The sequence below is a fragment of the Microbacterium gubbeenense DSM 15944 genome, from assembly GCF_000422745.1.
In the GTDB taxonomy this organism is placed as follows: domain Bacteria; phylum Actinomycetota; class Actinomycetes; order Actinomycetales; family Microbacteriaceae; genus Microbacterium; species Microbacterium gubbeenense.
The window spans coordinates 354,067-378,072 of record NZ_AUGQ01000001.1 but is presented as its reverse complement, the minus strand read 5'-3'; the positions used below and the strand labels follow the sequence as shown (position 1 = coordinate 378,072).

The window sequence follows — 24,006 nt, the reverse complement described above, 5'->3', positions numbered from 1 at the left end:
CAGGGGCCCGCCGATGAGCTCTTCCGCGCTCGAGACCCGCCTCACCGAGGTCGACGGTTCCATCGCCGACGCGGCGCGGTCCGCGGGTCGTGATGTTGCGGACATCACCCGCATCGTCGTGACGAAGTTTCATCCGGCGTCGCTCGTTCGCGAGCTGCACGCGCTCGGCGTGCGCGATGTCGCCGAGAACAGGCAGCAGGAGCTCCAGTCGAAGTCGGCGGAGCTCGAGGGCCTCGACGATGTGCGCTGGCACTTCGTGGGCCAGGTGCAATCGAAGAAGGCGCGCGCGGTTCGTCGCGCGGCGGGCGTCGTGCACTCGGTCGATCGCGAGAAGCTGGTGTCCGCGCTCGATGCGCCGGGGGAGGATCCGCTCGACGTGCTCGTGCAGGTCAACCTCACCGAAGATCCGAACCGCGGCGGCGTTCGCGACGACGACGCGCCGCGGCTCGCGGAGGCGATCGCGCGATCCGAATCTTTGCGCCTGCGCGGCGTGATGGCGGTCGCCCCGCTCGACGAAGATCCCGGAGTCGCATTCGAGCGCCTCGCGGGCATTGCGGGGCGCGTGCGCGCGGTCGTTCCGGACGCGCGCTGGATCTCCGCGGGCATGTCCGGCGACTTCGCCGAGGCGATCAGCCACGGTGCGACACACCTGCGCATCGGCACGGCAATCACGGGCCCGCGGCCCTCACAGGTTTAGCCTTTCTGCAAGACGAGCACACACCACCCCGGAGGACGCAATGGCGAACCCGCTTAAGAAGACGATGGTCTACCTCGGCCTCGCCGACGAAGAAGAGTACGTCGAAGACGAAGTTGTGGAGGCGCCTGTTCGCGCCTCGCAGCGTGAGGAGAAGCGCGATGAAGAGAAGCAGGCTCCTGTGACGCCGCTGCGTCGCCCGACCGTCGTGCGTCAGCCTGCCGCCGACGCGGTGAACGAGATCGTCACCGTGCACCCGAAGCAGTACCGCGACGCGCAGACGATCGCCGAGCAGTTCCGCGATGGGCTGCCGGTCATCATCAACGTCTCGCAGATGTCCGACGCCGACGCGCGCCGCCTCATCGACTTCGCGAGCGGTCTTTCGATGGGCCTCTACGGCCGCATCGAGCGCGTGACGAGCAAGGTCTTCCTGCTCAGCCCCGAGAACATCGCCGTCTCGGGAGACGGCGGCATCGCGCCCGCTGACGACCAGGCTTTCGGCCAGTAGAACCGGGAATCGCTCGTTCGGCCCGGTGCGCCGCTGAGGCGTCACCGGGTCTTTCTCGCGTAGGCTGATCTCTTGTGGGAATCATCGGTCTGATTGCGAGCATTCTGCACATCGTGCTCTCGCTGTACGTGGTTGTGCTCTTTGCGCGAGTGCTGCTCGACTTCATTCCGATGTTCAATCGCGAATGGCGTCCGCAGGGTGCGATGCTCGTCCTCTGCGAGTTCGTCTACACGGTGACCGATCCTCCGATCAGGTTCTTCCGAAAGCACATCCCGCCGCTGCGCATCGGCCCCGTCGCAATCGACCTGGGGTTCGCAGTCACACTGATCCTGTGTTTCATCGCACTGTGGATACTGCAGGTCATCGCGATTCTGAACTGAACGCTGATCCGTCCTGACGTATCATGACAATCACCATCGAAAGAGGGGGCCCGATATGGCACTGACGCCGGAAGACGTCGTCACGAAGCAGTTCCAGCACGTCCGTTTCAAGGAGGGCTTCGACCCCGACGAGGTTGACGACTTCCTCGACGAGATCGTTGTGGAATGGCGCAAGACGATCGAGGAGAATGAGCAGCTCAAGGCTCGCATCTCCGAGCTCGAGGCCGGCGGCGCGTCCGCTGCTCCGGCGGCTGCCGCGGCTTCTACTCCCGTGGTCGAAGAGGCGTCCGCGCCGCAGGTCAAGGCTGAGGCCCCTGCCGCGGCTCCCGACACCGAGGCCGGCGTGAGCTCGACCGCATCCAACGCTGCGGGCATCATCGCCCGCGCCGAGCGCCTGCACGACGAGCACGTCTCCGAGGGCAAGGCCACGGCATCCAAGCTCGTGAGCGAGGCCGAGACCAAGGCTGCGGGCATCGTCTCCGCCGCTGAGGCGAAGCAGCGTGAGATCTCGCAGAAGCTCGACACCGAACGCAAGAGCCTCGAGGGTCGCATCACCGAGCTGCGCCAGTTCGAGCGCGACTACCGTCAGCAGCTTCGCGGTTACTTCGAGCAGAAGCTTGCGGATCTCGACGCGCCCGAGTCGGGCAAGTCGCCCGCCTCGACCGTCGGTCTCTGAACGCGCTTCGCGTGAAGGGGCTCGCGCGCCTTTCTGCTCCGGCGGCCGGCATCATCATCGCGGTTCTCGCGATCGTGGTGCTGGCCGCCGATCAGGCGAGTAAGCAGCTCGCCGTTACGCGCCTCACTGAGTTCGAACCTGTTCAGGTTCTCGGTGAGGCGCTGCAGTGGAACCTCGTCTTCAACCCGGGTGCCGCATTCTCGCTGGGCGAGGGTGTGACCTGGATCTTCACGATCGCGCTCGCGCTCGTGGCGTGCGCGATCGTGTTCCTCGCGATCACGCGCGTGCGCACGCGGTCGTGGGCGATCGTGCTGGGACTGCTCCTCGGCGGAGTGCTCGGCAACCTGACCGACCGGCTCTTCCGCGATCCCGGATTCGGGGTGGGCCACGTGGTCGACTTCATCCTGACCCCGTGGATGTGGTTCTGGACGAACCCGGCCATTTACAACGTTGCCGACATGTTCATCGTCTGCGGCATGATCGCGGTCGCGGTTCTCGTGCTGATCGGCATCAACTTCGACGGCACGCGGGGCGACAAGCCCTCCGAGGCGGCGCTCGACGAGCCCGACGCGGAGGACGCGGACGCAGAATCCGACGACGAGCCCGAGTCTTCTCCCGCACCGCTTCGGCGCGACCGCTCGGGCCGCGCGAAGGAATCGCTCGGGGATGACTGAGCGGCGACGCCTGCCGGTTCCCGACGGTCTCGAGGGCGTGCGCGTCGACGCCGCACTCGCCAAGATGCTCGGGTTCTCGCGCACGTTCGCGGCCGAGGTCGCGGGCGAAGGCGGCGTGCAGGTCGACGGCGCGAGGGTCGGGAAGTCAGACCGCCTGAGTGCGGGATCCGTCATCGACGTCGAGTGGGCGCCCAAGGAGGATCCGAAGGTCGTCGCGTCGGACGTGCCGGGGTTCGGAATCGTCTTCGAGGACGACCACATCGTCGTCGTCGATAAGCCGACGGGCGTCGCGGCGCATCCGTCGATGGGCTGGGACGGGCCGACCGTTCCGGGCGCGCTGCTGGCCGCGGGCATCGAGATCTCGACGAGCGGCGCCGCCGAGCGCCAGGGGATCGTGCACCGCCTCGACGTCGGCACGAGCGGCCTGATGGTCGTGGCGAAGAGCGAGCACGCCTACACCGTGCTCAAGCGCGCATTCAAAGACCGCACGGTCGACAAGATCTATCACGCGGTGGTGCAGGGGCACCCGGATCCGTTCTCGGGAACGATCGACGCCCCCATCGGTCGGCACCCGAACCACTCGTGGAAGTTCGCGGTGATCTCCGACGGGAAGCCGTCGATCACGCACTACGAGACGCTGGAGGCGTTCCCGCGCGCGACGCTCGTCGAGGTGCACCTGGAGACGGGCCGCACCCACCAGATCCGCGTGCACATGGCGGCGCACCGCCATCCGCTGGTCGGCGACCCGCTGTACGGCTCGGATCCGACCCTCGCGGAGCGACTCGGCCTCACGCGGCAGTGGCTGCACGCCCGCCGCTTGGCGTTCGATCACCCGGCGACGGGCGAGCGGGTGTTGTTCGAAGCCCCGATTCCCGCGGATCTGAGCCGAGCCCTCGACCTGCTCGTGGACGGGCCGTTCTGACGGCCTGAGGTCTCGGCGGCCAGCGCGCGGTGCGCTCAGGAGCGCTTCGGGCGCCCCGTGGCGATGCCGGCGCGCTCGAGCTGCGTCGTCAGCCACAGCGCGAGCCAGGCGTACGCGAGATAGACGAGGAGCCGCACGACGAAGGCGACGGCCTGGACAACGGGCGGCAGGGTCGTGAAGTCGGCGTAGAGGTACATGAAGCCGAAGTTCATCACGGCGATCAGCGCGGCGGCGATGAAGAAGAGCGACGGGTTCCACTTCCTGTAGCGGGTGATGAGGAAGACGAGCTCGATGATCAGGCCGCCGGTGAGCACGAGACCGCCGACCGACACGATCATGCCGACGAACGAGGTCATGATCGCGACGCCGGGGCGACGGAAAAGCGCCGCGGCGATCATCGCGCCGAGGAACCATGGCAGGGGAGCTGGGAAGCTGAGCCACGGCACCGTGGCCTGGATCACGAGGCCGAGGACGCGGGACAGCTGTGCGAAGATTCCGCACACGACCCCGAGGGCGGCGCACACGAGCAGCGTGCGGGTCGACAGGAGCTTCGGATGGCTCTGCGAGACGGGATCGTCGGAATCAGGCATCGATATCGAACTCATCGAAGTCGGCCATGCCCTTTCCGCTGTCGAGGAGAGTCTTGAGGTGCAGGACGCGCCGGATGTCGAGCGCCGTTCCCGAGACGCCGTGCTTCCAATAGCCGAACACCTGCACGGCCTCCTTGGGGAGTCCGACGTCGTCGCGGAAGTACCGGCGAATGCTACGCATCTCATCGCGCTCGCCCGCCGCCCACACGGTGCGGAAGGATGCCGCGTCGCGCGCGGCGCCGAGCAGCGGCTGCTGCTGCGCTTCAGACGAGACGACGATCGTACGGATGTCGACTCTCGGCACGTCCGGGACGTCGTCGAGCTCGGCCTCGTCCGCCACCGCCGCGACGACCTGCGCCGGCGTCCCCGCGGGCCAGTAGGCGAGGATCGATGCGACGGCCGGAACGGCGGACGAATCCGCGAGCATGAGCACGGGCTCGTCGCCGATGAACAGGGGGAGGAAGTGTTCGCGCGGACCGGTTACGGCGATCTCATCGCCGGGCGCGACAACGCGCAGCCAGTCCATCGCCGGACTGCTCTCGGCGTGAACGACGATGTCGATCTCGACGAGGGCGGCCTCGTCGTGGAAGCGGCGAACGGTGTACACCCGTGAGGCCGAGTCCCCCTCCGGCGTCGGGATCGCGAGGCGCAGCGTGGCATTCGGCCCCTCCCAGATCTCGCGCGCGTGCACGGCGCTCAGCGTGCCGATGACTCGGGTGAGCCCCGAGCCGAGTCGCACCACGGAATGGATCGTGAGCGTGGGGTGGTCCAGACCGGTCGCGTGCTCCGGGTGACTGAGCACCTCGGTCGCGACTCGGCTCAGTGCTGCCTTGTCCATGAACGCCTTTCGTTTGGCTGCCTCTTCGTTGTAAGTTACCTTAGCCTTACCTAACTTGCAGATGCGAGGCGGCGGGCGGAACAGACACGAAGAACGGACGAAGGGCGTGCACACGGTATGACGACAGTGGAGATCCTCAGCGGTGATGTCGCGGATCAGACGCCGGCCGTGGACGACGAGGAGCGCGCCGTCGACGTGCTCGGCATCGGCTTTGGGCCGGCCAACCTCAGCCTGGCGATCGCGATCGAGGAGCGGAATGCCGTTCTTGCGCCTGATCGGCGCACGACGGCATGCTTCGTCGAGAGCAAGGACGGCTTCGGATGGCACGACGGCATGCTGCTGCCCGGGAGCACGATGCAGATAAGTTTCCTCAAGGACCTCGTCTCGCAGCGTTCGCCCACCAGCACGTACTCGTTCCTGAACTATCTCCATCAGAGGCATCGCCTCACCGATTTCATCAACCTGAAGACGTTCTTTCCGACGCGTCGTGAGTTCCACGATTACTTGAGCTGGGCCGCCGAGCGGGTGAGCGCGCCGGTGCGATACGGCACGACGGCGGCGAGGATCGAGTGGAGCGGATCCGTGTTCGAGGTCGACGTCGCCACCGCGGGCGGCGCTCGGGAGACGATCCGCGCCCGCGACATCGTGGTGGGCACGGGGATCCGGCCCGTCCTGCCGACCGGCATCGCGCCCGGGCCGCGCGTGTTCCACAACCACCGCCTGCTGGAGAGACTCTCCGGCCTGCGCGTGCGCCGGCGGGCGCGGTTCGTGGTCGTCGGGGCCGGCCAGAGCGCCGCAGAGGTCGCCGCGTACCTGCACGACAGGTATCCCGAGGCCGAGGTGCACGCCTCGCTGCGCAAGTTCGGGTACATGCCCGCCGACGACACGCCGTACGCGAACCGGATCTTCGACCCGGAATCCGTCGACGAGTTCTTCACCGCTCCGGCGCACCTCCGGCGGGTGCTGCTCGACCACCACCGACTGACGAACTACGGCGCCGTCGACGCAGAACTGATCGAGGACCTCTACCGCCGCGAGTACCGCGAGCGGACCGAAGGGACTCGCCGCCTGTTCATCCACCGGGTCACGGAGGTCTCCTCGATCGAGGAGGGCGAGCACGGCGCCGTCGTCGCCCTGCGAGACATCGGCGGGCGCGGCGAGACGCTCGTCGACGCCGACGCCGTCGTCTTCGCGACGGGGTTCCGGCCGTGGTCGGTGCGGGAGCTGCTCGGAACGAGCATTCCGGCGGACGAGGCCTACGACACGGCGGAGCCGATCGTGAGCCGCGACTACCGGCTGAAGCTCGACGGCATCCCCGGGCGGATCTTCCTCAACGGTGGCGTGGAGCACAGTCACGGGCTCACCTCGTCGCTGCTGTCGAACCTCGCACCACGGGCGACCGAGATCCTTCGAGCGGTGCTCGAGGGGGACCGGGTTCCCGTGCGGTGACCGAACCGACCCGACACCTGCGCGGTGCGCCGCGCAGGACGTCCATCGCGCGGCGCGGCCGCGTCAGCAATTAGGAGACTCATGTCACAGAATCCCTTCGACGACGACACCGGCTCGTTCCTCGCGCTCGTCAACGACGAGGGCCAGTACTCCCTCTGGCCGGTGTTCGCCGAGATCCCGAGCGGCTGGAGCGCCGCATTCGGGGCTCCCGAAGGTCGTGGGCGTGATGAGGTCCTCGCCTGGATCTCGCGCACCTGGACGGACATCCGTCCCGCGTCCGTCCGAGCCTCCATCGATCCCGCCCACGCACGCTGAAAGGCCGCCACCATGTTGAGAAATGTTCTCGGAGGGAAGATCCACCGCGCGACGGTCACGCAGGCCGACCTGCACTACGTCGGCTCCATCACCATCGACGCGGACCTCGTGCGCGCCGCCGGGATGGTCGAGGGCGAGAACGTGCAGGTTGTGGACATCACCAACGGAGCCCGGATCGAGACGTACGTGATCGACGGCGAAGCCGGCAGCGGGCAGGTGTGCATCAACGGGGCCGCGGCTCACCTGATCTCGCCGGGTGATCTCGTCATCATCATCTCGTACCTGTTGATGGACGATTCCGAGCTCGCAGACCATCGGCCGCGCGTCGTGCACGTCGCCGAGGGGAACCGCATCGTCGCTCTCGGCGGTGACCCCGCCGAGCCGGTTCCCTTCGCCGTCGATCAGCTGTCGACGCGATGAGCGCGATCGAGCCGCTTCGGCTCGACGGGGTCGTGCCGTACCCCGACGATGTCGCGGAGCGCTATCGGAGCGCGGGGCACTGGACCGACGAGACGCTGGCGGACATCCTCTTCGCGAGCGTCGAGGCTGGCCCCGACCGCACGGCGGTCATCGCCGGCGAGACGGCGTGGACCTATCGGGAGCTCGGCGACCGGGTGCTGCGTGCGGCACGGGGCCTCCAGAACCTCGGGATCGAGCGCGGCGACCGGGTCGTCGTGCACCTCCCGAACGTGCCCGAGTACCTCGTCGTCGTGTTCGCCCTGTTCGAACTCGGGGCGCTGCCCGTGTTCGCGCTCGCGGCGCACGGCAGGCGCGATATCGAGCACTTCGCCTCGTTCGCGGAGGCGCGGCTGTACATCACGTCGTCGGAGAAGAGCCCGCAGACGGTGCCGGGGCTCGTCGAGGCGCACCCGAGCCTGCTCGGCGCGATCGTCGTGTCGACGGGCGCGCCGGTGCCCGAGCTCGAGGCGGAGGATCCGCGGGAGCACGAGCGTCGCTCTCTGCCGGGGGACATCGCGTTCCTGCAGCTGTCGGGCGGCACGACGGGACGGCCCAAGATGATCCCGCGCACGCACGTCGACTACCTGTACTCGGTGCGCGAGAGCAACCGGATCTGCGGCGTCGACGCGCGCACCGTGCAGCTCGTCGTGCTCCCCATCTCGCACAACTTCACGATGAGCTCCCCGGGCGTCCTGGGTGCGATCCTCGCGGGAGGGACGATCGTCCTCGCGCCCCACGGCGCGCCCGACGTCGCGTTCGGGCTCATCGAACGCCACCGCGTCACGCAGGTCAGCCTCGTTCCGCCGCTCGTGATGACCTGGCTGAATTCGCCGCTGGTCTCGGCGCACGACCTGTCGAGCCTCGAGACGATCCAGGTCGGCGGGGCGAAGTTCGGCCGCACCGCGGCCGCCCGAGTGCGCCCCGAGCTCGGTGCGCGTCTCCAGCAGGTCTTCGGCATGGCCGAGGGGCTCGTGAACTACACACGCCTCGACGACGACGAGGAGACCATCGTCGGCACGCAGGGGCGCCCGATCTCCGCAGACGACGAGGTGCGCGTGGTCGACAGTCACGGCCGGGACGTGGCGGTCGGCGAACCCGGCGATCTGCTCACGCGCGGTCCGTACACGATCCGCGGATACTTCCGCGCGCCCGAGCACAACGCGCGGAGCTTCACCCCCGACGGCTATTACCGCACCGGCGACATCGTGCGCCGTGACGAACGGGGCTATCTCACGGTGATGGGCCGGTCGAAGGACCTCATCAACTGCGGCGGCGAGAAGGTCGCGCCGTCTGAGATCGAAGATCTGCTGCTCGGCCACGACGCCGTGCACGACGTCTCGGTCGTCGGGATCCCGGACGATGCGCTCGGCGAGCGGATCAAGGCGTTCGTGATCGCGCGCGCGGGATCCGCCGCGGCGCGCGCGATCGATCTCAAACGGTTCATGCGCTCGCGAGGCATCGCCGAGTTCAAGGTGCCGCACGTGATCGAGTTCGTCGACGAGTTCCCGCACACCGCCGTCGGCAAGGTCAGCAAGCGCGACCAGCGGTGAGAAGATCGCCTCGGCACGCGGAGCGCGTGCCGAGGCGATCTCGTCGTCACCGCAGGAGGTCCGCCCAGGCGCTGATGCGCCGATCCGCCATGAGCGCCATCGCATCGGGGCCGCCGTCCGCGCGCCAGCGATCCGCGAGCATCATCAGCCGGATCGAGTCGAGGCCGTGGTCGAGCAGATCGTCGTCGTCATCGATCTCGACGGCGGCGATGCCGAGCAGCTCGGCGACCTCGTTCCGCACGTGCGAACGGGTGTCGGCAGGGGAGGAGTCTCTCATCGGAGGCCTTTCTCTCAGCGAGCTGCGATCAGCTCGGCGGCGTCCGGGCCGAACGCCCGGAGATACGTGTCGGAGACGGCGTCGACGAAGCCGTCCTCGGGGTGCAGCTCGCGGATCCGCGCACCGAGTGCACGAAGGGAACCCGCCTCGAAGACGTCGGCGACGGTGACCCGGTCGAACATCAGCACGCGACGGATCTCGGTGACCAGGCGGGTGACCGCGATCGAATCGCCGCCGAGGTCGAACAGATCGGCATCCGGGTCGATCCGGCTGACCTCGGCGCCGGAGACATCGGCGAACACCGTGGCGAGCGCCTGCTCGACGACGTCGGCCGGCCCACCGGACGCGTGTGCGGATTCCTCGCGGCGGCGCTGGACGAACAGCTCGCGCAGGGCGCGCACGTCGACCTTGCCCTCCGCCGTGCGCGGGATCGAGGGGACCCCGACGACGACCGCGGGCACCATGTGATCCGCGAGCAGGTCGCGGAGCTCTGCGCGCAGCGCCACCCGCGCGGGCACCTCCGCACCCTCCGCGGGGGTCACGGCGAGACCGACGAGCGTGCGGCCGTCGACCTCGAAGGGCGCCGACGCGACGGCTCGCACCCAGGACAGGCCGCGGAAGGCCTCGTCGATCTCGGAGAGGTCGACGCGATGTCCGCGGATCTTGATCTGGTTGTCACGGCGCCCCAGGAACTCGATCTGACCATCGGGGCGTCGGCGCACGATGTCGCCGCTGCGCCACCACCGCAGGCCCTGCGCCGTGACGAATCGGATCGCCGTGAGCTCGGGGTCGTCCAGGTAGCCGTCGGCGACGCCGGCGCCGCCCACCCAGAGCTCGCCGGGAGCCCAGTCGGGGCTGTCCGCACCGAGGTCGTCGACCACGCGGACCGCGTTGCCGCGGAGCGTCCGCCCGAACGGCACGACGGACCAATCGCGCGGTCCGTCCGCCCCCACCTCGTGCGCGCTGTGGTGGATCGCCGTCTCGGTCGCGCCGCCGAGTCCGAAGAACCGAGCCTCGGGGAACGCCCGTCGGGCGTCGTCGACGAGCGCGCCGTCGATCCGGTCGCCGCCCGACATGATCATGCGCACCCCGGGGGCGGGATCGTTCTCGCCGAGGACGGCGTCGCAGAGCAGCCGCAGGACTCCCGGCACGGCGTGGACCTGGGTCACGCCTGCCGCGCGGATGAGGGCGGCGAGGCGCAGGCCGTCGCGGCGGATGTCGCCCGTGGGACACGCGATGGATCCTCCCACGAGCAGCGGCGCGAAGAGGTCTTGAGCCGACAGGTCGAACTCGAGTGATGAGATCGCGACGGTCGTGTCGTCGGGGGCGAGGCGCGCGAGCTCGTTGCACGCGCGCAGGGTGTTGGACACGGCTCGGTGCGACACCACGACGCCCTTGGGCACGCCGGTGGATCCCGAGGTGTAGAGCACGTATGCCGGTGCATCCGGCTCCTGGTCGACGGGCCCATCCAAGGGAACACCACTCGAAAGACCGGAGGGTGCGACGGCCGCGGCGGGCCATTCCCGGTCGAGGTCGCCCGTGACGACGAGGGCGGGACGCGAGGCCGACGCGACCATGCGGATCCGTTCGGCCGGCTGATCGATGCCGATCGGCACGTACGCGGCGCCGGCGCTGAGCACCGCGAGCGCGGTGAGGATCTGCTCCGGTCCCTTGGCGAGATGGAGCACGACCCGGTCGCCGAGGCGAACGCCGCGCGCGACGAGCTCGCCGGCGCGGGCGAGGACCGCGTCGCGCACCTCCGCGTACGTCGAGCGGCCACCGTCCTCGGAGATGAGGCACACGCGGTCGGGGTCCCGGCGGGCGCGGTCGTAGAGAGCAGTGTGGAGGAGCGGGAGAGGTTCGTCGGATCCGTCGGGTGCGTCGACGACGGCGAGGGAGCCCGCGAGCAGTGCGCCCCGGATTTCGCCGATCTCGCGGCGCTGTTCCAGGATCAGGCCGTACAGGCGCAGCTGCTCGGCCCACATCTCGTCCACAAGGCCGTCCGGCAGGTGGCCGTCGCGGGAATCCCAGCTCAGCAGCGTCTGCCCGTCCTGATCCATGACCTGCGCATCGAGCTGGATCTGCGGGCCCTGCGTGAGCCCGGCGGTCGGCAGCCCGAAGACGCGCCGCACATCGGGGCCGACGAGGTCGCCGAGCCCCATGCCCGACGTGAAGACGACCGGCGCGACGACCGCGCCGCCGTTCTCCCGGCCGAGCAGGCGGATCACATCGAGCCCTTCGAAATCGGCGTGCGAGGCCGCCTCGTACAGCTCCTCCTGCAGGGCGCGGGCGATGTCCTCCAGGCTGTCCTTCCCGGACAGATCCACCGGAACCAGGAGGGAGCTCGAGAAGTCACCGACCAGACGGTCGACATCGGGGTGCAGGGGGCGCCGGTTGAACAGCGGCACGTTCAACAGGAATCGCGATGCGCCCGACCAGCGGCCGATGACGACGGCGAGCAGCGCCGCGTGCAGCGCGGCGGGCGTGACCTCGGACGAGCGCGCGGCGGCCTCGAAGTGCTCGCGGCGCTCCGCATCGATCGTCAGGGCCCGCCGCGTCGTCCGGAGCTCCGCGCCTGCCAGCGGGCCGCCCGGTCGCTGCGGCAGCTGGGGCGGCATCGGCAGGCTCGAGGCGCGGCCGCGCCAGTACCGCTCGTCGAGTGATCGTGTGAGCCTCGTGCTCGCCTTCTTGTCCGCGAGGTAGCGACGGTACGAGTACGCCGCTGGTCCTGCCAGATCGGCGGGATCCTCGTAGAGGCGCGCCAGGTCGCCCAAGAGCAGGCGGAAGCTCACGGCGTCCGCGGCGATGATGTCGATGTCGACGTGCAGCACGGCGGCCCCACCCGGGAGCAATGTGAGCTCGACGTCGAGGAGATGCCCGGCGCTCGCGTCGAGCATCTGGTGCTCCATGCGCTCGCGAACCTCGCGGGCGACGCGCTCCGCGACGTCCGGCGCGCTCGACCGGTGATCGTGGACCGTGAGGTGCGAGGATGCGCTGTCCTCGAGCACGCGCTGCATCCCTGTGTCGTCGACGGCGGTGCGCAGCGTCGGGTGGCGCCGCACCAGCGCGCGCAGCGCGTTCGCGAGGCGCTCCGCATCGATCCCGTCCAAGCGGAACTCGCAGCAGCCGTGCGCTGCGACACCGCCGAGGGCATGTGTGGCGGATCGGCCGAGCCAATAGGCGTGCTGCATCGTGCCGAGCCCGAAGGCGGTGCCATCGGCGGCGTCCGACTCCCCGGCGTCGGCCGGGACGGAGTCCGCGGCGAGGGCGTCGTCGACCGCGCGGCGCCAGGCGTCGATCGTCGGCGTGCGGGCGAGATCACCGAACCGCACGGCAGCGCCCTGGCGGCTCCATCGCGCGACGAGGCGCATCACGGCGAGCGAGTACAGGCCACGGCCGATCAGGTTCTCGTCGTCGCGCAGGTCGCTCGGGTCGACGTCGAGCATGGCCGCGACGTCGCTTCGGACATCGATCATCTTCAGGTTCTCCTCTTCTTCAGGTGCGTGACGGCGTCGCGAGAGCGCGATCGTCGTCGAGCTGCTCGGCGAGCTCGCCGATCGTTGCGGCGACCTGGACCTCGCGCACGGTGAGGACCAGTCCGCGGGCGCGACACGCGGCGACGACGGCGACGACGGCGACGCTGTCGAGCCCGAGGTCGGCGAGCTCGCCGTCGACGGGGATGGCTGCGGGGTCCTCGCCGATCACGGCTCCGATCGCCTCGCTCAGCGTCGTCTCCGTGCCCGGGTGCGCGCGGCGGCCGGATTCCGCGTGAGCGGGTGCGAGCGACAGGACCGCGGCCGCGTCGAGCTTGCCGTTCCGCGTCAGGGGGAGCGCATCGGCGAACAGCACCTCGGCGGGCACCATGTGCGCGGGCAGGACCTCGGCGATGCGACGGCGGATCGCTCGTGCATCCGGATCGACCGACCTCTCCGGCACGACGAGCGCACGCAGCGCATCGCCCGCGGTGCGCCGACGCACGACGACGGCCGCCGCGGCGACCCCGTCGAGTCGGCGCAGCGCCGCCTCGACCTCGCCGAGCTCGATGCGGTAGCCGCGGATCTTCACCTGTCCGTCGGCCCGGCCGAGGTACTCGAGGTCGCCGCTCGGGAGGACGCGGACGAGGTCTCCCGTGCGGTAGAGCCGATCGCCGGCGCCCCAGGGATCCGCGACGAACCGTGCGGCCGTGAGCGCGGGCGCACCCTCGTATCCGCGCGCGAGCTGGGCGCCGCCGAGGTACAGCTCGCCGATGCCCCCGGTGATGACCGGTCGCAGCAGGCCGTCCAGGACGACGGCCCGCATGTGGTCGAGCGCGCGGCCGATCGTCGGCGCCGCACTGACGCCGATCTCGGCCGCCAGTGCATCGACCGTCGCCTCGGTCGGGCCGTAGAAGTTCATCGCCCGGAGCCCCGGCCACGTGCGGAGCCGCGACCAGGTGCGGGCGTCGACGGCCTCGCCGCCGAGCCCCAGCACGGACAGGCGGTCGATCGCCTCGGCGTCGCCGGCGGCGATCTGCGCGAACAGGCTGGGGGACATCTCGATGACGTCGATGCCGCAGGAACGGATCGCCTCGCCGAGCGCATCCGGGTCCGGCATCGTCGCGGCGTCGAGGATCTCGACGACGCCCCCGGAGAGCAGGGCGACGAGCGGTTGCCACGAGGCGTCGAAGCTGAACGACCAGCCGTGCCCGACGACCGGCGGCCGCCCGAGCTCCCGCGCGACGGGGTCGTGGACGGCGCGGCGGTGGAAGGCTTGCAGGGCGAGGATGCCGCGATGGGTCGCGGTCACGCCCTTCGGGACGCCGGTCGAACCGGACGTGTAGATCGTGTACAGGGCGGTGTCGGTGCCGGGCGCATCGGGGAGTTCGGCGGGGGATCCGACCGGATCCTCGTCGAGGCGCACGCACGGGACGTCCTCCGGAACGAGCCGCCGGCCGGTGTCGTCGACCAGCGCGGCGGCGGGACGCGCCGCGTCGAGCATCGTCCGACGCCTGTGATCGGGCAGGTCGACCGCGATGTGTACGGCGCGCGCGCCGCGCAGGGCGGCCGCCAGGAGCCCGACGACGAGGTCGGGGCCGCGCTCCGCGACCACGACCACGGGATCCTCGACCCGCACTCCGGCGCGGTGAAGACCGCCTGCGGCGTGCTCGGTCCTGCGCATCAGCTCCGCGTACGTCCACTCCGTGCCGGACCCGCGGTGCCGGAGGGCGACCCGATCGGGATGCCGTCGCGCGACGGATGCGAGGGCCGTGGCGACGGTCGGCTCGGCGGGCGGCACCGGATCCGCGTGGCGCGCGAGGCCTGAGACGGGATCAGGGTCGGTGCCCTGCCTGGCGGTCAGATCGGCGAGCGCGCGGGCGTCGGGCAGCTGCTCGAGCAGCTGCAGGAGGCGGTCGGCGGCGCCGGCGGCGTCGATCCCCGGCACGAGGTCCTCGCGGCACTCGACGTCGAACTCGAGGGCGGTCCCGCGGATCCGGGGAGCGACCACGAGCGGATAGTCGGTCAGGCTCGTGGCTCGGAAGCCGTCGATCTCGAGCCCGGCGACGCGGAGGCCCTGATCCGGGGCGGATCCCGGGGCGTTGTGGAAGACGACGAGCGCGTCGAAGAGAGCGGGCGTCTCGGCACAGCGTTGGATCTCGCGGAGGCCGACATGGGCATGGGCCGCGTCGAGCGCGAAGGCCCGCTGCAGATCTCGGCAGGCGGCGTGCGGGCGCGCGCGGGGATCCAGGTCCGCACGCACGGGGATCGTGGCGATCAGCGCGCCGACCATCTCATCGGCGCCCGGCAGCTCGGCCGGCCGATCGGCGATCGTCGTGCCGATGACGACGTCGCGCCGGTCGATGAGTCGGGAGACGAGGACGGCGACCGCGAGCTGTGCGGCGGAGTTGGCGGTGATGCCGTGCTCCCGGCACCAGGCGAAGAACTTCTGCGTTGCCGCGCCGTCGAGCACGCGGGTCACGACCGTGGGGATGGACCGCGTCGGGGCGTTGCGAGGGCGCGAGATCGAACTCGGTTCGGCGAGACCTGCGAGCCGCTCCGTCCAGTGCGCCACGGCCGCCTCGCGATCGCGCCCCTGCAGCCAGCGCACGTGTCCGCGCACGGGCGGCGGCGCGGGCAGCGGATCCGTTCCGCCGGCCGCGTAGACGGCGAAGAGGTCGCGCATCACGATCGACGCCGACCACCCGTCGATGACGAGGTGGTGCGCGGTGAGGACGAGCAGCGCGCGCCCCGTGTCGGACAGCCGGATCAGCTCGAACCGCGCGAGAGGACCCGTCCCGAGGTCGAACCGTTCGGTGCGCGCCGCCTGCAGGATCGCCTCCTGCTCGGCGCTCGTGCAGGTGCGCTCGGCGAAGTGCGCCGGCTCGTCCGCGAACAGCACGTGCACCGGTCGCGGGACGCCGTCGGATACGATCCGACCGCCGAGCTGCGGGTGGCGCGCGAGCAGCGCGTCGAGCGAACGTCGCAGCACGTCGGTGTCGATCCGTCCGCTGATCTCGACGGCGAGCTGCACAGAGTACGCGTCCGCCCCTCCGGACTCCTGTGAGATCTGCGACAGCGCGTAGAGCCCTTCCTGCAGGGGATTCAGCGCGAGCACATCGACGACGCGCCTCATGCTGCTCCCTCCACGCGGGCGAGGAGCCCGGCGAGCTCGTCGTCGTCCAGGCCCGACGCCGCGAGCGGTGCCGTGTCGGACGGTGCGCTCTGAGCCGTCGTCGGCATGGCGACGGAGGCGAGCGCCGCGACGGTCGGGTGCTCGAAGATCTGCGGGACCGTCACCTCCAGGCCGCTCGCGCGCGCGCGGGACACGACGGCGAGCGAGGTGATCGAATCGCCTCCGAGCGCGAAGAAGTCATCGTCCCGACCGATCTCGCGCGCGCCGAGCGAGGCTCCGAGCACGTCCCGGAAGATGCGCGCGATCTCCGTCTCCTCCTCGCCGCGCGGGGCTCCGCCCGAGTCGCCGGCAGCGAGCGGCAACCGGAGCGCCCGGACGTCCACCTTGCCGGTCGACAGGCGCGGGATCTCGGTGACGACCGCGATGCGCGACGGCACGAGGTGGTTCGGCAGGTCCCGGCGCGCGGCGGCGAGGAGCTGCTCGGGCGCCGAGTCGGGGTCGGCGGGCACCACGGCCGCGGCGAGGCGCGCGCCCGAGGGCGACGGCTCGGCGAGCACCGCCGCGTCGACGATCTCGGGGATCCCGGCGAGCTCGTGCGCGGCCGACGCGGGATCGATCCGCACGCCGCGCACCTTGACCTCGCGGTCGGACCGCGTGCCGAGCTCGAGACCGGACGCGGGACGGATCCGCCCGCGGTCTCCCGTGCGGTACATGCGCGCGCCGCCGGGAGCGGCTACGAACCGCTCCGCCGTGGCGCCCGGAGCACCCAGATAACCGGCGGCGAGCTGCACTCCGCTCGTGTAGACGTCGCCGGTCGCACCGTCGGGGACCGGCATGAGGCGGTGATCCAGCACGCGCACGGTCACTCCGGGCACGGCGGATCCGATGGCGCCGGTGTCCGTGACACCCGCTCCCGCGCGGACGCCGCGCACGTCGTCCCCGGCGCCCTCGGTCTGACCGTAGGAATCGATCAGGACGGAGTCGGGCGCGACCGCGGCGAAGGTCGCGACGACGCTCGGCGCGAGGGCCTCGCCGCTGGACACCCACCGGCGAACGGATCGCACGAGCGCCGGACGCTCGCGCAGGATGACGGCGAGAAGGCTTGGAACCGTGGTCGCGGACTGCGTTCCGGTCCGGACGGCGAGCTGCTCGAGCAGTGCGAGGTCGGCGAGTTCCTCGTTCGTGGGAACGATGAGCTCGCGGCCGGCCGCGGCGGCGAGGACGCTCGTGACGCCGTCGATGAACGTCAGCGACGACAGCAGCAGCACGCGTTCGATATCGGCGCCCTGATCGAGGTCCCATCGCAACCGGTTCGCGAGGGCGCGCTGGGTGCCGGCGACCGCACGCGGCGCGCCCGTGGACCCGGATGTGTGCACGACGTAGGCGGCGTGCGCGCCCGATGCTTCGGAACGCAGCGGATCCTTCTCGTCGCCTGACCCGTCGAGCGCCAGCACGGGCGCGTCGGTCGCGAGTCGCGCGGCGCGATCCGAGTCGGCGAGCAGGAGGTCCGGCGACAGCGTGTCGATCCGCTGACGCAGGTGTGCGTCGGGGGCCGTGGCATCGAGCGGGGCGACGGCGAGACCCGAGGCGGCCGCCGCGACGAGCGCGATCAGTGAATCCGCGTCGCGGGCGACGAGGACGGCGGCGATCTGTCCGCGGCCCGAGGCCAGGGCGCCGCCGAGGCGGCGGCGCAGGGCATCGACCCGTCGCGCGAACTCCTCCCGGTCGATGCGCGCGCCGTCGATCGTGATCGCGCCTCCGAGCGGCGCGCTCTCGAGGAGCTCCGGAACCGTGTCCATCGGCGCGGCGGCGCCGCCGTCGAGCACGGTGGCCTCCTCCGGCACGGCGAGGCGCGAGATCGTGCTGCTCGGGCTGCTGGTGATGGCCTTGACGATGCGAGTGAAGGTCGTCGCGACGGCCTCTGCGTCCTCCGCGTCGTAGACGTCGCGCGCGAAGCCGATCTCTCCGTCGATCCTCGTGGGTGTGACCGACAGCTCGAGGGTCAGATCGAATTTCGCGGTGTCCTGCGCCGTTCGGCGCGCGCGGTAGGAGAACGGGGCGTCGCCCTCTCCGCCGATCTCGCCGGCGAGCTCGTGATCGTCGTGGATCTGCACGAGCACCTGAGCGAGAGGGTTCCGGGTTGTCGTGCGCTCGTCGGCGACGCGGTCGACGACTGCGTCGAACTCGGCGGAGCTGTGCTCGAGCGCGGCGAGCATGCTCGCGTGCGCGTCGGCGACGACGTCGCGACCGCTCGGATCGCCCGCGAGGCGGTGCCGCAGCACGACCGTGTTGACGAACAGGCCGACCGTGTCGCTGAAGGCGGCGTCCTCGCGGCCCGAGACGGGCGTCGCGATGAGGACGTCGGAGCCCGCGCCGAGCCGGTCGAGCGTCAGCGCGAGCGCGGTCTGCAGCACGACGAACGGCGAGGTCCCCTCGGCGCGGGAGAACGCGTGCACGGCGTGGACGACGTGCGGGGCGAGAGCGACGGGGACCGAACCGCCCGCGGACGTCCGTGCGGCCTGGTCGCGGGTGCGCCCGCGCACCAGGAGATCCTGGGGCGCTCCGCTGAGCTCCTGCGCCCACCATTCCACGTGCGCATCATCGCCGGCGCTCGCGGCGCGCGCCAGCGCGTGCCGCGCGTAGCTCGCTGCGACAGGTGCCGGATCCGTCGGAGCGCCGGTGCGCCGCGCATAGGCCCGGGACAGGTCGCGCAGCAGGACGCCCGTGGACCATTCGTCGCAGATCAGATGATGGAGGACGAGCGCGAGATGCCGCGGGCCGCTGTTGGTGTCGACGATCAGCGCGCGGAACAGCGGAAGCGCGCGGTCGAACGGGGCCTCGATCTCGTCGCGCAGCAGCGTCTCGGCCGCGTGATCGTCGGCGACCGTGACGACGCGGACCATGCGCGGCAGCGCCTCGGCGAGCTCGTCGTCGGGGAGGTACCTGCTCCGCGGGGTGCCGTCCGAGTCGCCGATCACCGAGCGCAGCACGTCGTGCCTGCGCACGAGATCGTGCAGCGCCCCGACGAGCGCCCGTTCGTCGGGTGCTCCGTCGAGGTCGAGGAGCATCGGGACGAGGTAGGCGCGCCCCGCGTCGGTCGCCTTCTCGAGGAACCACAGCCGGCTCTGCGCGGGCGAGAGCGGAACCTCGGCCGGGAGTGCCGCCTCCGAGGCCGGCACGGCGTTCACAGCCGCGGGCGGAGTCTTCTCGGGCAGGCGCGCCGCGAGCAGGCGGGCGCTCGGCGCGGCGAAGAAGTCGGCGATCCGCAGATCCGCGCCGGTCCGGCGGCGCAGGTCGACGATGACGCGCGTCGCGATCAGCGAGTGCCCGCCCGCGTCGAAGAAGTCCGTGTCGGCGTCGATCTCGGCGTCCGGCAGAGCCGCGCGGAAGGCGTCGAGCACCTCTGCGACGCGCGCGGCGGAGGCGGTGCGTCCCGCACCGCGATCCGGGGCGAGGGATTCGTCGCCGCGGACGACCTCCGCGGCGGGGGAGTGCGCCCCGATCGCCTCGCGCCACGCCGCGTCGGCGTTGGCCTCCCGCGTGAGCGCCTCAATGATCTCGACGAGCCGGTCGAGCACATCAGCAGCCGACGCGGTGCGGACGGCGGGCGCATAGGTGATCTCGAGCCTCAGATCGTCGTCGGGGCGCTCCATCGCGATCGTGAGGTCGGTCTCGGCGCCCACCGGGGGCAGCGGAGCGGGCAGCGCGCGCACGCCCGGGAGGTCGATCGAGTCCTCGAGACCCTGATGGAGCAGCACGGTGACGTTGAAGGGCCGGCGTCCGGAAGAGCCCAGGGCGCCGAGGATGCTCTCGATCGGCACCTCGGAGTGCGCGACGGCGTCGAGGCAGGTCTGCTTCACTCTCCGCAGCTCCTCGGCGACGGTGCGCTCCGAATCGAGACGGATGCGCAGCGGTACGAGGTTCCCAGTCGCGCCGACGAGCGGTCGGCCATCGGCGGACGACGCATCGACGACCGGCGTCGCAAGCGTCATATCGTCGTCGCCGCCGGCGGCGGACAGGAGCATCGCCGTGGCGGCCACCTCCAGGTGGAACGGGCTGACGCCGAGGCGCCGGGCGGCGTCGCGCACGATGCGGCCCCCGCCCGGGATCTCGAGGCGGAGCCGCCCCGCCGTCGTCGCGTCTCGCGGTGCCGTCGCGCCGCCGGCGACGTCGATCACGGCCGCGGGGGCGAGCGCCGCCTGTTGTCGCCGGAACCACGCCGAGGGGAGCGCGACCGGGCGAGGCGGGGAGGGATAGGCGCCCCGCCAGAACTCGAGGTGGGCGCGCTCCGCGGGCGAACCGCTCTCTGCCGCCCTGCGCTGCGCGTATGCGCGATACGACGGATCCTCGGCGGCGGGCTCGGTCACGCCGTCGCGCACGATCGCGCAGACCCGCTGGAGGACGACGGGCCATGCGGCGTCGTCCAGGCTGATGTGGTGTCCGGCCACGGCGAGCAGCACGAGGTCGGTCTCGGAGACCACCCGCACGAGCCGGATGCGCACCCCGTGATCGGCCTCGAGGTCGAACGGACGACGCGCGAGCGCCCGTGCCGCATCGAGCGCATCCGAAGCGCTCGCCGCGGTCTCCGCAGCGAAGTCCGGGAGCCACTCGTCCCACGGCGTCGGATCGGGAACGACCCCGCGGTCGGGATCCTCCCGATACCTGGTGCGCAGCGCCGGGAACTCCGCGCCGACGAGGCGCAGAGCGCGAAGGATCTCGTACTCGTCGACGGGTCCGCGCAACCACACGGCGCCGGCCGCCGTTCCCGTCGCCGCGGCGGGGTCGAGCTCATGCAGCATCCACATGCGCTCCTCCGTGGGCGACAGCGCGAGCGGATCCGCCGGGAGCTGCTCGGACTCCGCCGGCGCGGACGGGATCTCGATGCCGCGCTCTCGGAGCAGACGCGCCATCAGTTCGCGACGGTCGGCGGCGGTATCGGATGCGGTCATCGAGTGGTCCTTCCCATCGGGGTTGCGCCGAGCTGAGACGCCAGGTCGGCCGCGAGGTTCAGGGTCGTCGGGTCTGCGGCCCGCTCGGCGACGGAACGCGCCAACTGGCGGACGGTCATCGCGCCCGGGGCAGGCAGCGCGATCGGGTATCCGCCGAGATCCGCCGTGAGGTCGGAGACGAGCGCGGAGCGCAGCGACGGGCGCCAGCCCACCTCGCGGAGCGGATCGTCGATGCCCGGCGGCTGCTGCAGCATCAGCAGGCGTGCGACGGTGCCTGCGACGACGCCCTGCAACGGATCCACGGTCCCTGCCGGTGCCAGCTCCGCGATGGCGCGCCTGTCCGGCTTGCCGTTCACCGTCAGCGGCATCGTGTCGACGAGGCGGACGACATCGGGGCGGTGCGACGGCGGAAGCGCCTCGGCGCACGCACCTCGGATGCGATCGGACACCTCGGCGCTCGCCGCATACGGATCCGAGGCGGTCCAGACCAGGCGGAGCTCGTCGTCGACGGCGACCGCGACGGCGCGCTCTACTCCCGGGACCGTGAGGACCGCGCGCTCGACGTCGCCCGGCTCGATCCGCACGCCGCGCACCTTCACGAACCCGTCGGCCCGCCCGCGGAACACCACGGTCCCGTCGGCGCGGAAGCTGCCGAGGTCGCCCGTGCGGAACGCCCGCTGCGATCGACCCTGATACCCGGTGACGGTGACGAACGCCCGCGCGGTCGCGACCGGGTCCGCGAGATACCCGCGGGCGAGCCCCTCGCCCGTGCAATGGATGCGGCCCGTCACGCCGTCGGGGCAGCGGAACCCGTTGCGGTCGAGCACGTGGTAGTCGCTGCCCGGCAGCGGCCGGCCGTACGGAAGGGGGCCGGGTCCGTCGTCCTCCTGGGCGCGGCGCCAGATGTTCCACATGGTCGTCTCGGTCGGTCCGCCGAGGGAATGGAGAACGCAGCGCGGAGCCGCTCTGCGCAGCCGAGCCGCGATCTCACCCGTCACCCAGTCGCCGCCGAGCGCGACGACCCGAAGCGACGCGAGATCGCCGTCGTCGGCCGCGGAGAGCACCATCTCGGCGATCGCCGGGACGGAGATCCACGTCGTGACCCGCTCCGCGCGCACGAGCGCGGCCCACTCCACGGCATCCTTCTGCGCCGTCGGGATCACCAGACGAGCCCCCGCGGGCAGCGCGCCGAGCAGGTCGTACGTCGCCATGTCGTGCTGCAGCGGCGTGACGGCGAGCACGGCATCCTCCTGATCAGTGCGCCACCGGTCGAGGGAGAACGTGACGACGCGGGACACCGCGCCGCGCGTGATCTCGACGCCCTTGGGTGTGCCGGTCGAGCCGGAGGTGAACAGCAGATACAGGAGGTCGTCGGGGGACGGGCGAGCGGCGGCGGGTCGGGTCTCGGCGTGCTCCCTCCCGCGAGCGATGATCGTTCCGGCGCTCGCGGCGCGCACCCCCGCGGCGTCGTCCGACCCGACGGTGAGGACGGGCCGTGCGACGCCGGCGATGTCCCGGAGGCGCGCCGGGGGCGTCTGCGGATCCACCGGTGCGTAGACGATGCCGTCGAGCACGCACGCGAGCACGACGGCGACGACCTCGGGGGAGATCGTTTCCTGCACGATGATGACGTCGCCCGGAGCCACACCGAGCGACGCCAAACCGGAGCGCGCGTCCTTGACGGCGCGCGCAAGATCATGTCGAGTCCAGCGGGTGGCGCCGTGCACGACGGCATCCGCGTCCGCCGGCGTCCGCTCCGGAGCCAGGAGCGCCGCGATACGGTCGCCGACGTCGACGGCGGCGACCTCACTCGGATCGAAGGGGCGGGATCCCGGCGGCACGGGAACCTCGCCCGTGCGCTCCCACGCGTCCGCCGCGGCCAGGCGCTCGAGCGCGAGAGCGACCTCCCGAGCGATCGCCTCGTCGATGCCCTCGTCGAGTGCACCGGAGGCGGCATCCACGCTGACGACCACGTCGGAGCCGCGACGGGTGAGGCGGATGTCGACGGCGGTCTGCGGGGTCAGCGTCACGCCGTCGACGAGGTGGAGCCCGCCGAGCGCGCCCTCGTCCCCCCAATCGAGACCGATCGTGAGAACGACCGGCATCGGCACGATCTCCCGGCTGCCCGTGACCCGCGCCGCGCACCGCACCTGTTCGATGCCGCTGAGGCCGGGATGCGCGAGTGCGCCGAGCAACTCGGTCTGCAAACGCCTGCCGCGCTCGCCGGCCGTGAGCAGGGCATCGGCGCCGGCGATCCCGACGATCACGAAGTCGGATGCGGGAGCGGGCGGGTCGTCCTGCGAGCGCAGGTGTCCGGCGGCGACTCCCAGGCGAAGGTCCGCGCCACCGCAGTACGCGCGCAGCACGTCGGCGACGGCGAGGGCGACGACGCTGTTGCCGAACAGGCCCGCCGACCGGCCGAGCGCCATCGCGCGTTCGCACGTCTCGGCGGGGATCGCGGCGGTACGACGACGACGGGGCACCGACCCGAGCGACTCGGGACGCGACGCCCAGGGCAGTTCCGGGGCGGCAGGCAGGGCGGCGAGGCGCTCGCGCCACCACTCGGCGTCGGCGTCGCGTCGGTCCGCGCGCATCGCGGAGATGCGGAGGAGGGTGTCGCGCAGCTCGTCGTCGGCGGGAGCGGAGCCGAGATCCTCGCCGCGGTAGAGGGCGGCGCCATCGCTCAGCAGCCGGTGGACAGACGCAGCGTCGAGGCCGAGCGCGTCGATCGCGACGATGAGTCGGGTGCGGTCCTGCGCCTCGGCCACGAGGGCGACGTGCGCGATGCGCCCCGCCCGGTGCGGCTCGGTGCGCAGGCGCTCGCGCAACGCGGCGAGCTCGTCGGGCAACGGGATCTCCGTGAGGACGGTGAGCTCGATGGCCTCCTCGGAATGCGGAAGGATCCTCTGCATGCCGGTCGCCGTGTCGGCGTCGAGCCGCAGGACGGCGTGACGGGCGATCAGCTCGCGCAGGGCTCGCGCGAGGCGCGGGGCGGACAGTGCGGGACCGAGGTACTCCCGGATATCCCGCATCGGCGGGCCCCCGAGGGGCAGCGATGCGTCGAGGGAGGCGAGGTACGCGGACTGGAGGGCGGAGAGCGGAAACGCCTGTTGCAT

17 protein-coding genes are annotated in these 24,006 nt (G+C 71.4%); 10 read left to right on the top strand and 7 right to left on the bottom strand.

Going from position 1 to position 24,006, the window contains the following annotated elements; all coding sequences use genetic code 11:
* Window positions 1–13 precede the first annotated feature (13 nt).
* The 6 genes from G510_RS0101905 (at window position 14) to G510_RS0101880 (ending at window position 3,854) form a co-directional block, all read left to right on the top strand.
* Window positions 14–697: a YggS family pyridoxal phosphate-dependent enzyme gene (locus G510_RS0101905; RefSeq protein ID WP_029152211.1), complete on the top strand. Its 684-nt coding sequence runs from the start codon at window positions 14–16 to the stop codon at window positions 695–697.
* A 40-nt stretch (window positions 698–737) separates the two neighbouring features.
* A complete protein-coding gene (locus G510_RS0101900; protein WP_029152210.1) occupies window positions 738–1,202 on the top strand; it encodes a cell division protein SepF in 465 nt (154 codons plus the stop codon).
* Window positions 1,203–1,276: 74 nt separating this feature from the next.
* Complete coding sequence (locus G510_RS0101895; RefSeq protein WP_029152209.1) at window positions 1,277–1,582, top strand: YggT family protein; 306 nt, start codon at window positions 1,277–1,279, stop codon at window positions 1,580–1,582.
* Window positions 1,583–1,637: 55 nt separating this feature from the next.
* Window positions 1,638–2,258: a DivIVA domain-containing protein gene (locus tag G510_RS0101890; protein ID WP_029152208.1), complete on the top strand. Its 621-nt coding sequence runs from the start codon at window positions 1,638–1,640 to the stop codon at window positions 2,256–2,258.
* 11 nt (window positions 2,259–2,269) lie between these two features.
* Entirely contained in the window at window positions 2,270–2,932 is a 663-nt protein-coding gene (locus G510_RS15040) for a signal peptidase II (protein WP_051216169.1), read from the top strand.
* A complete protein-coding gene (locus tag G510_RS0101880) occupies window positions 2,925–3,854 on the top strand; it encodes an RluA family pseudouridine synthase (protein WP_036321479.1) in 930 nt (309 codons plus the stop codon). Before G510_RS15040 ends, G510_RS0101880 begins: the two co-directional genes overlap by 8 nt.
* Window positions 3,855–3,889: 35 nt before the next feature.
* Here the strand turns inward: G510_RS0101880 and G510_RS17370 are convergent, their stop codons facing one another.
* Together G510_RS17370 and G510_RS0101870 are read right to left on the bottom strand one after the other, a co-directional pair.
* Window positions 3,890–4,444, bottom strand: coding sequence for an ECF transporter S component (locus tag G510_RS17370; protein ID WP_051216166.1), 555 nt, complete (start codon window positions 4,442–4,444; stop codon window positions 3,890–3,892).
* Window positions 4,437–5,282, bottom strand: coding sequence for a siderophore-interacting protein (locus tag G510_RS0101870; RefSeq protein WP_029152206.1), 846 nt, complete (start codon window positions 5,280–5,282; stop codon window positions 4,437–4,439). Before G510_RS0101870 ends, G510_RS17370 begins: the two co-directional genes overlap by 8 nt.
* Window positions 5,283–5,399: 117 nt before the next feature.
* On the opposite strand from G510_RS0101870, the gene G510_RS0101865 reads away from it, so the two are divergent.
* The 4 genes from G510_RS0101865 (at window position 5,400) to G510_RS0101850 (ending at window position 9,055) form a co-directional block, all read left to right on the top strand.
* A complete protein-coding gene (locus G510_RS0101865; RefSeq protein WP_084644147.1) occupies window positions 5,400–6,731 on the top strand; it encodes a lysine N(6)-hydroxylase/L-ornithine N(5)-oxygenase family protein in 1,332 nt (443 codons plus the stop codon).
* An 81-nt stretch (window positions 6,732–6,812) separates the two neighbouring features.
* Window positions 6,813–7,046 (top strand): MbtH family protein, encoded by a 234-nt coding sequence (locus G510_RS0101860; RefSeq protein ID WP_029152204.1) that lies wholly within the window; start codon window positions 6,813–6,815, stop codon window positions 7,044–7,046.
* Window positions 7,047–7,058: 12 nt separating this feature from the next.
* Entirely contained in the window at window positions 7,059–7,466 is a 408-nt protein-coding gene (gene panD, locus G510_RS0101855) for an aspartate 1-decarboxylase (RefSeq protein WP_029152203.1), read from the top strand.
* On the top strand, window positions 7,463–9,055 hold the full coding sequence (locus tag G510_RS0101850) for a (2,3-dihydroxybenzoyl)adenylate synthase (protein ID WP_029152202.1): 1,593 nt from the start codon (window positions 7,463–7,465) through the stop codon (window positions 9,053–9,055). Before panD ends, G510_RS0101850 begins: the two co-directional genes overlap by 4 nt.
* 46 nt (window positions 9,056–9,101) lie before the next feature.
* Here G510_RS0101850 and G510_RS0101845 read toward each other — a convergent pair whose 3' ends face one another.
* Genes G510_RS0101845 through G510_RS0101825 form a run of 5 tightly spaced genes read right to left on the bottom strand, consistent with a single transcriptional unit; the run spans window position 9,102 to window position 24,006 of the window.
* Window positions 9,102–9,332 carry a phosphopantetheine-binding protein gene (locus tag G510_RS0101845; protein ID WP_029152201.1) on the bottom strand — a complete coding sequence of 77 codons (231 nt, stop codon included), beginning with the start codon at window positions 9,330–9,332 and terminating at the stop codon, window positions 9,102–9,104.
* 14 nt (window positions 9,333–9,346) lie between these two features.
* The gene (locus G510_RS15030; protein ID WP_051216165.1) at window positions 9,347–12,808 is read right to left on the bottom strand and encodes a non-ribosomal peptide synthetase; all 3,462 of its coding nucleotides are present in this window, start codon (window positions 12,806–12,808) and stop codon (window positions 9,347–9,349) included.
* A gap of 19 nt (window positions 12,809–12,827) precedes the next feature.
* Window positions 12,828–15,941, bottom strand: a complete 3,114-nt coding sequence (locus G510_RS15025) for a non-ribosomal peptide synthetase (protein ID WP_051216162.1) — start codon at window positions 15,939–15,941, stop codon at window positions 12,828–12,830.
* Entirely contained in the window at window positions 15,938–20,890 is a 4,953-nt protein-coding gene (locus G510_RS0101830; RefSeq protein WP_029152200.1) for a condensation domain-containing protein, read from the bottom strand. Before G510_RS0101830 ends, G510_RS15025 begins: the two co-directional genes overlap by 4 nt.
* Window positions 20,887–24,006: an amino acid adenylation domain-containing protein gene (locus tag G510_RS0101825; RefSeq protein WP_029152199.1), complete on the bottom strand. Its 3,120-nt coding sequence runs from the start codon at window positions 24,004–24,006 to the stop codon at window positions 20,887–20,889. Before G510_RS0101825 ends, G510_RS0101830 begins: the two co-directional genes overlap by 4 nt.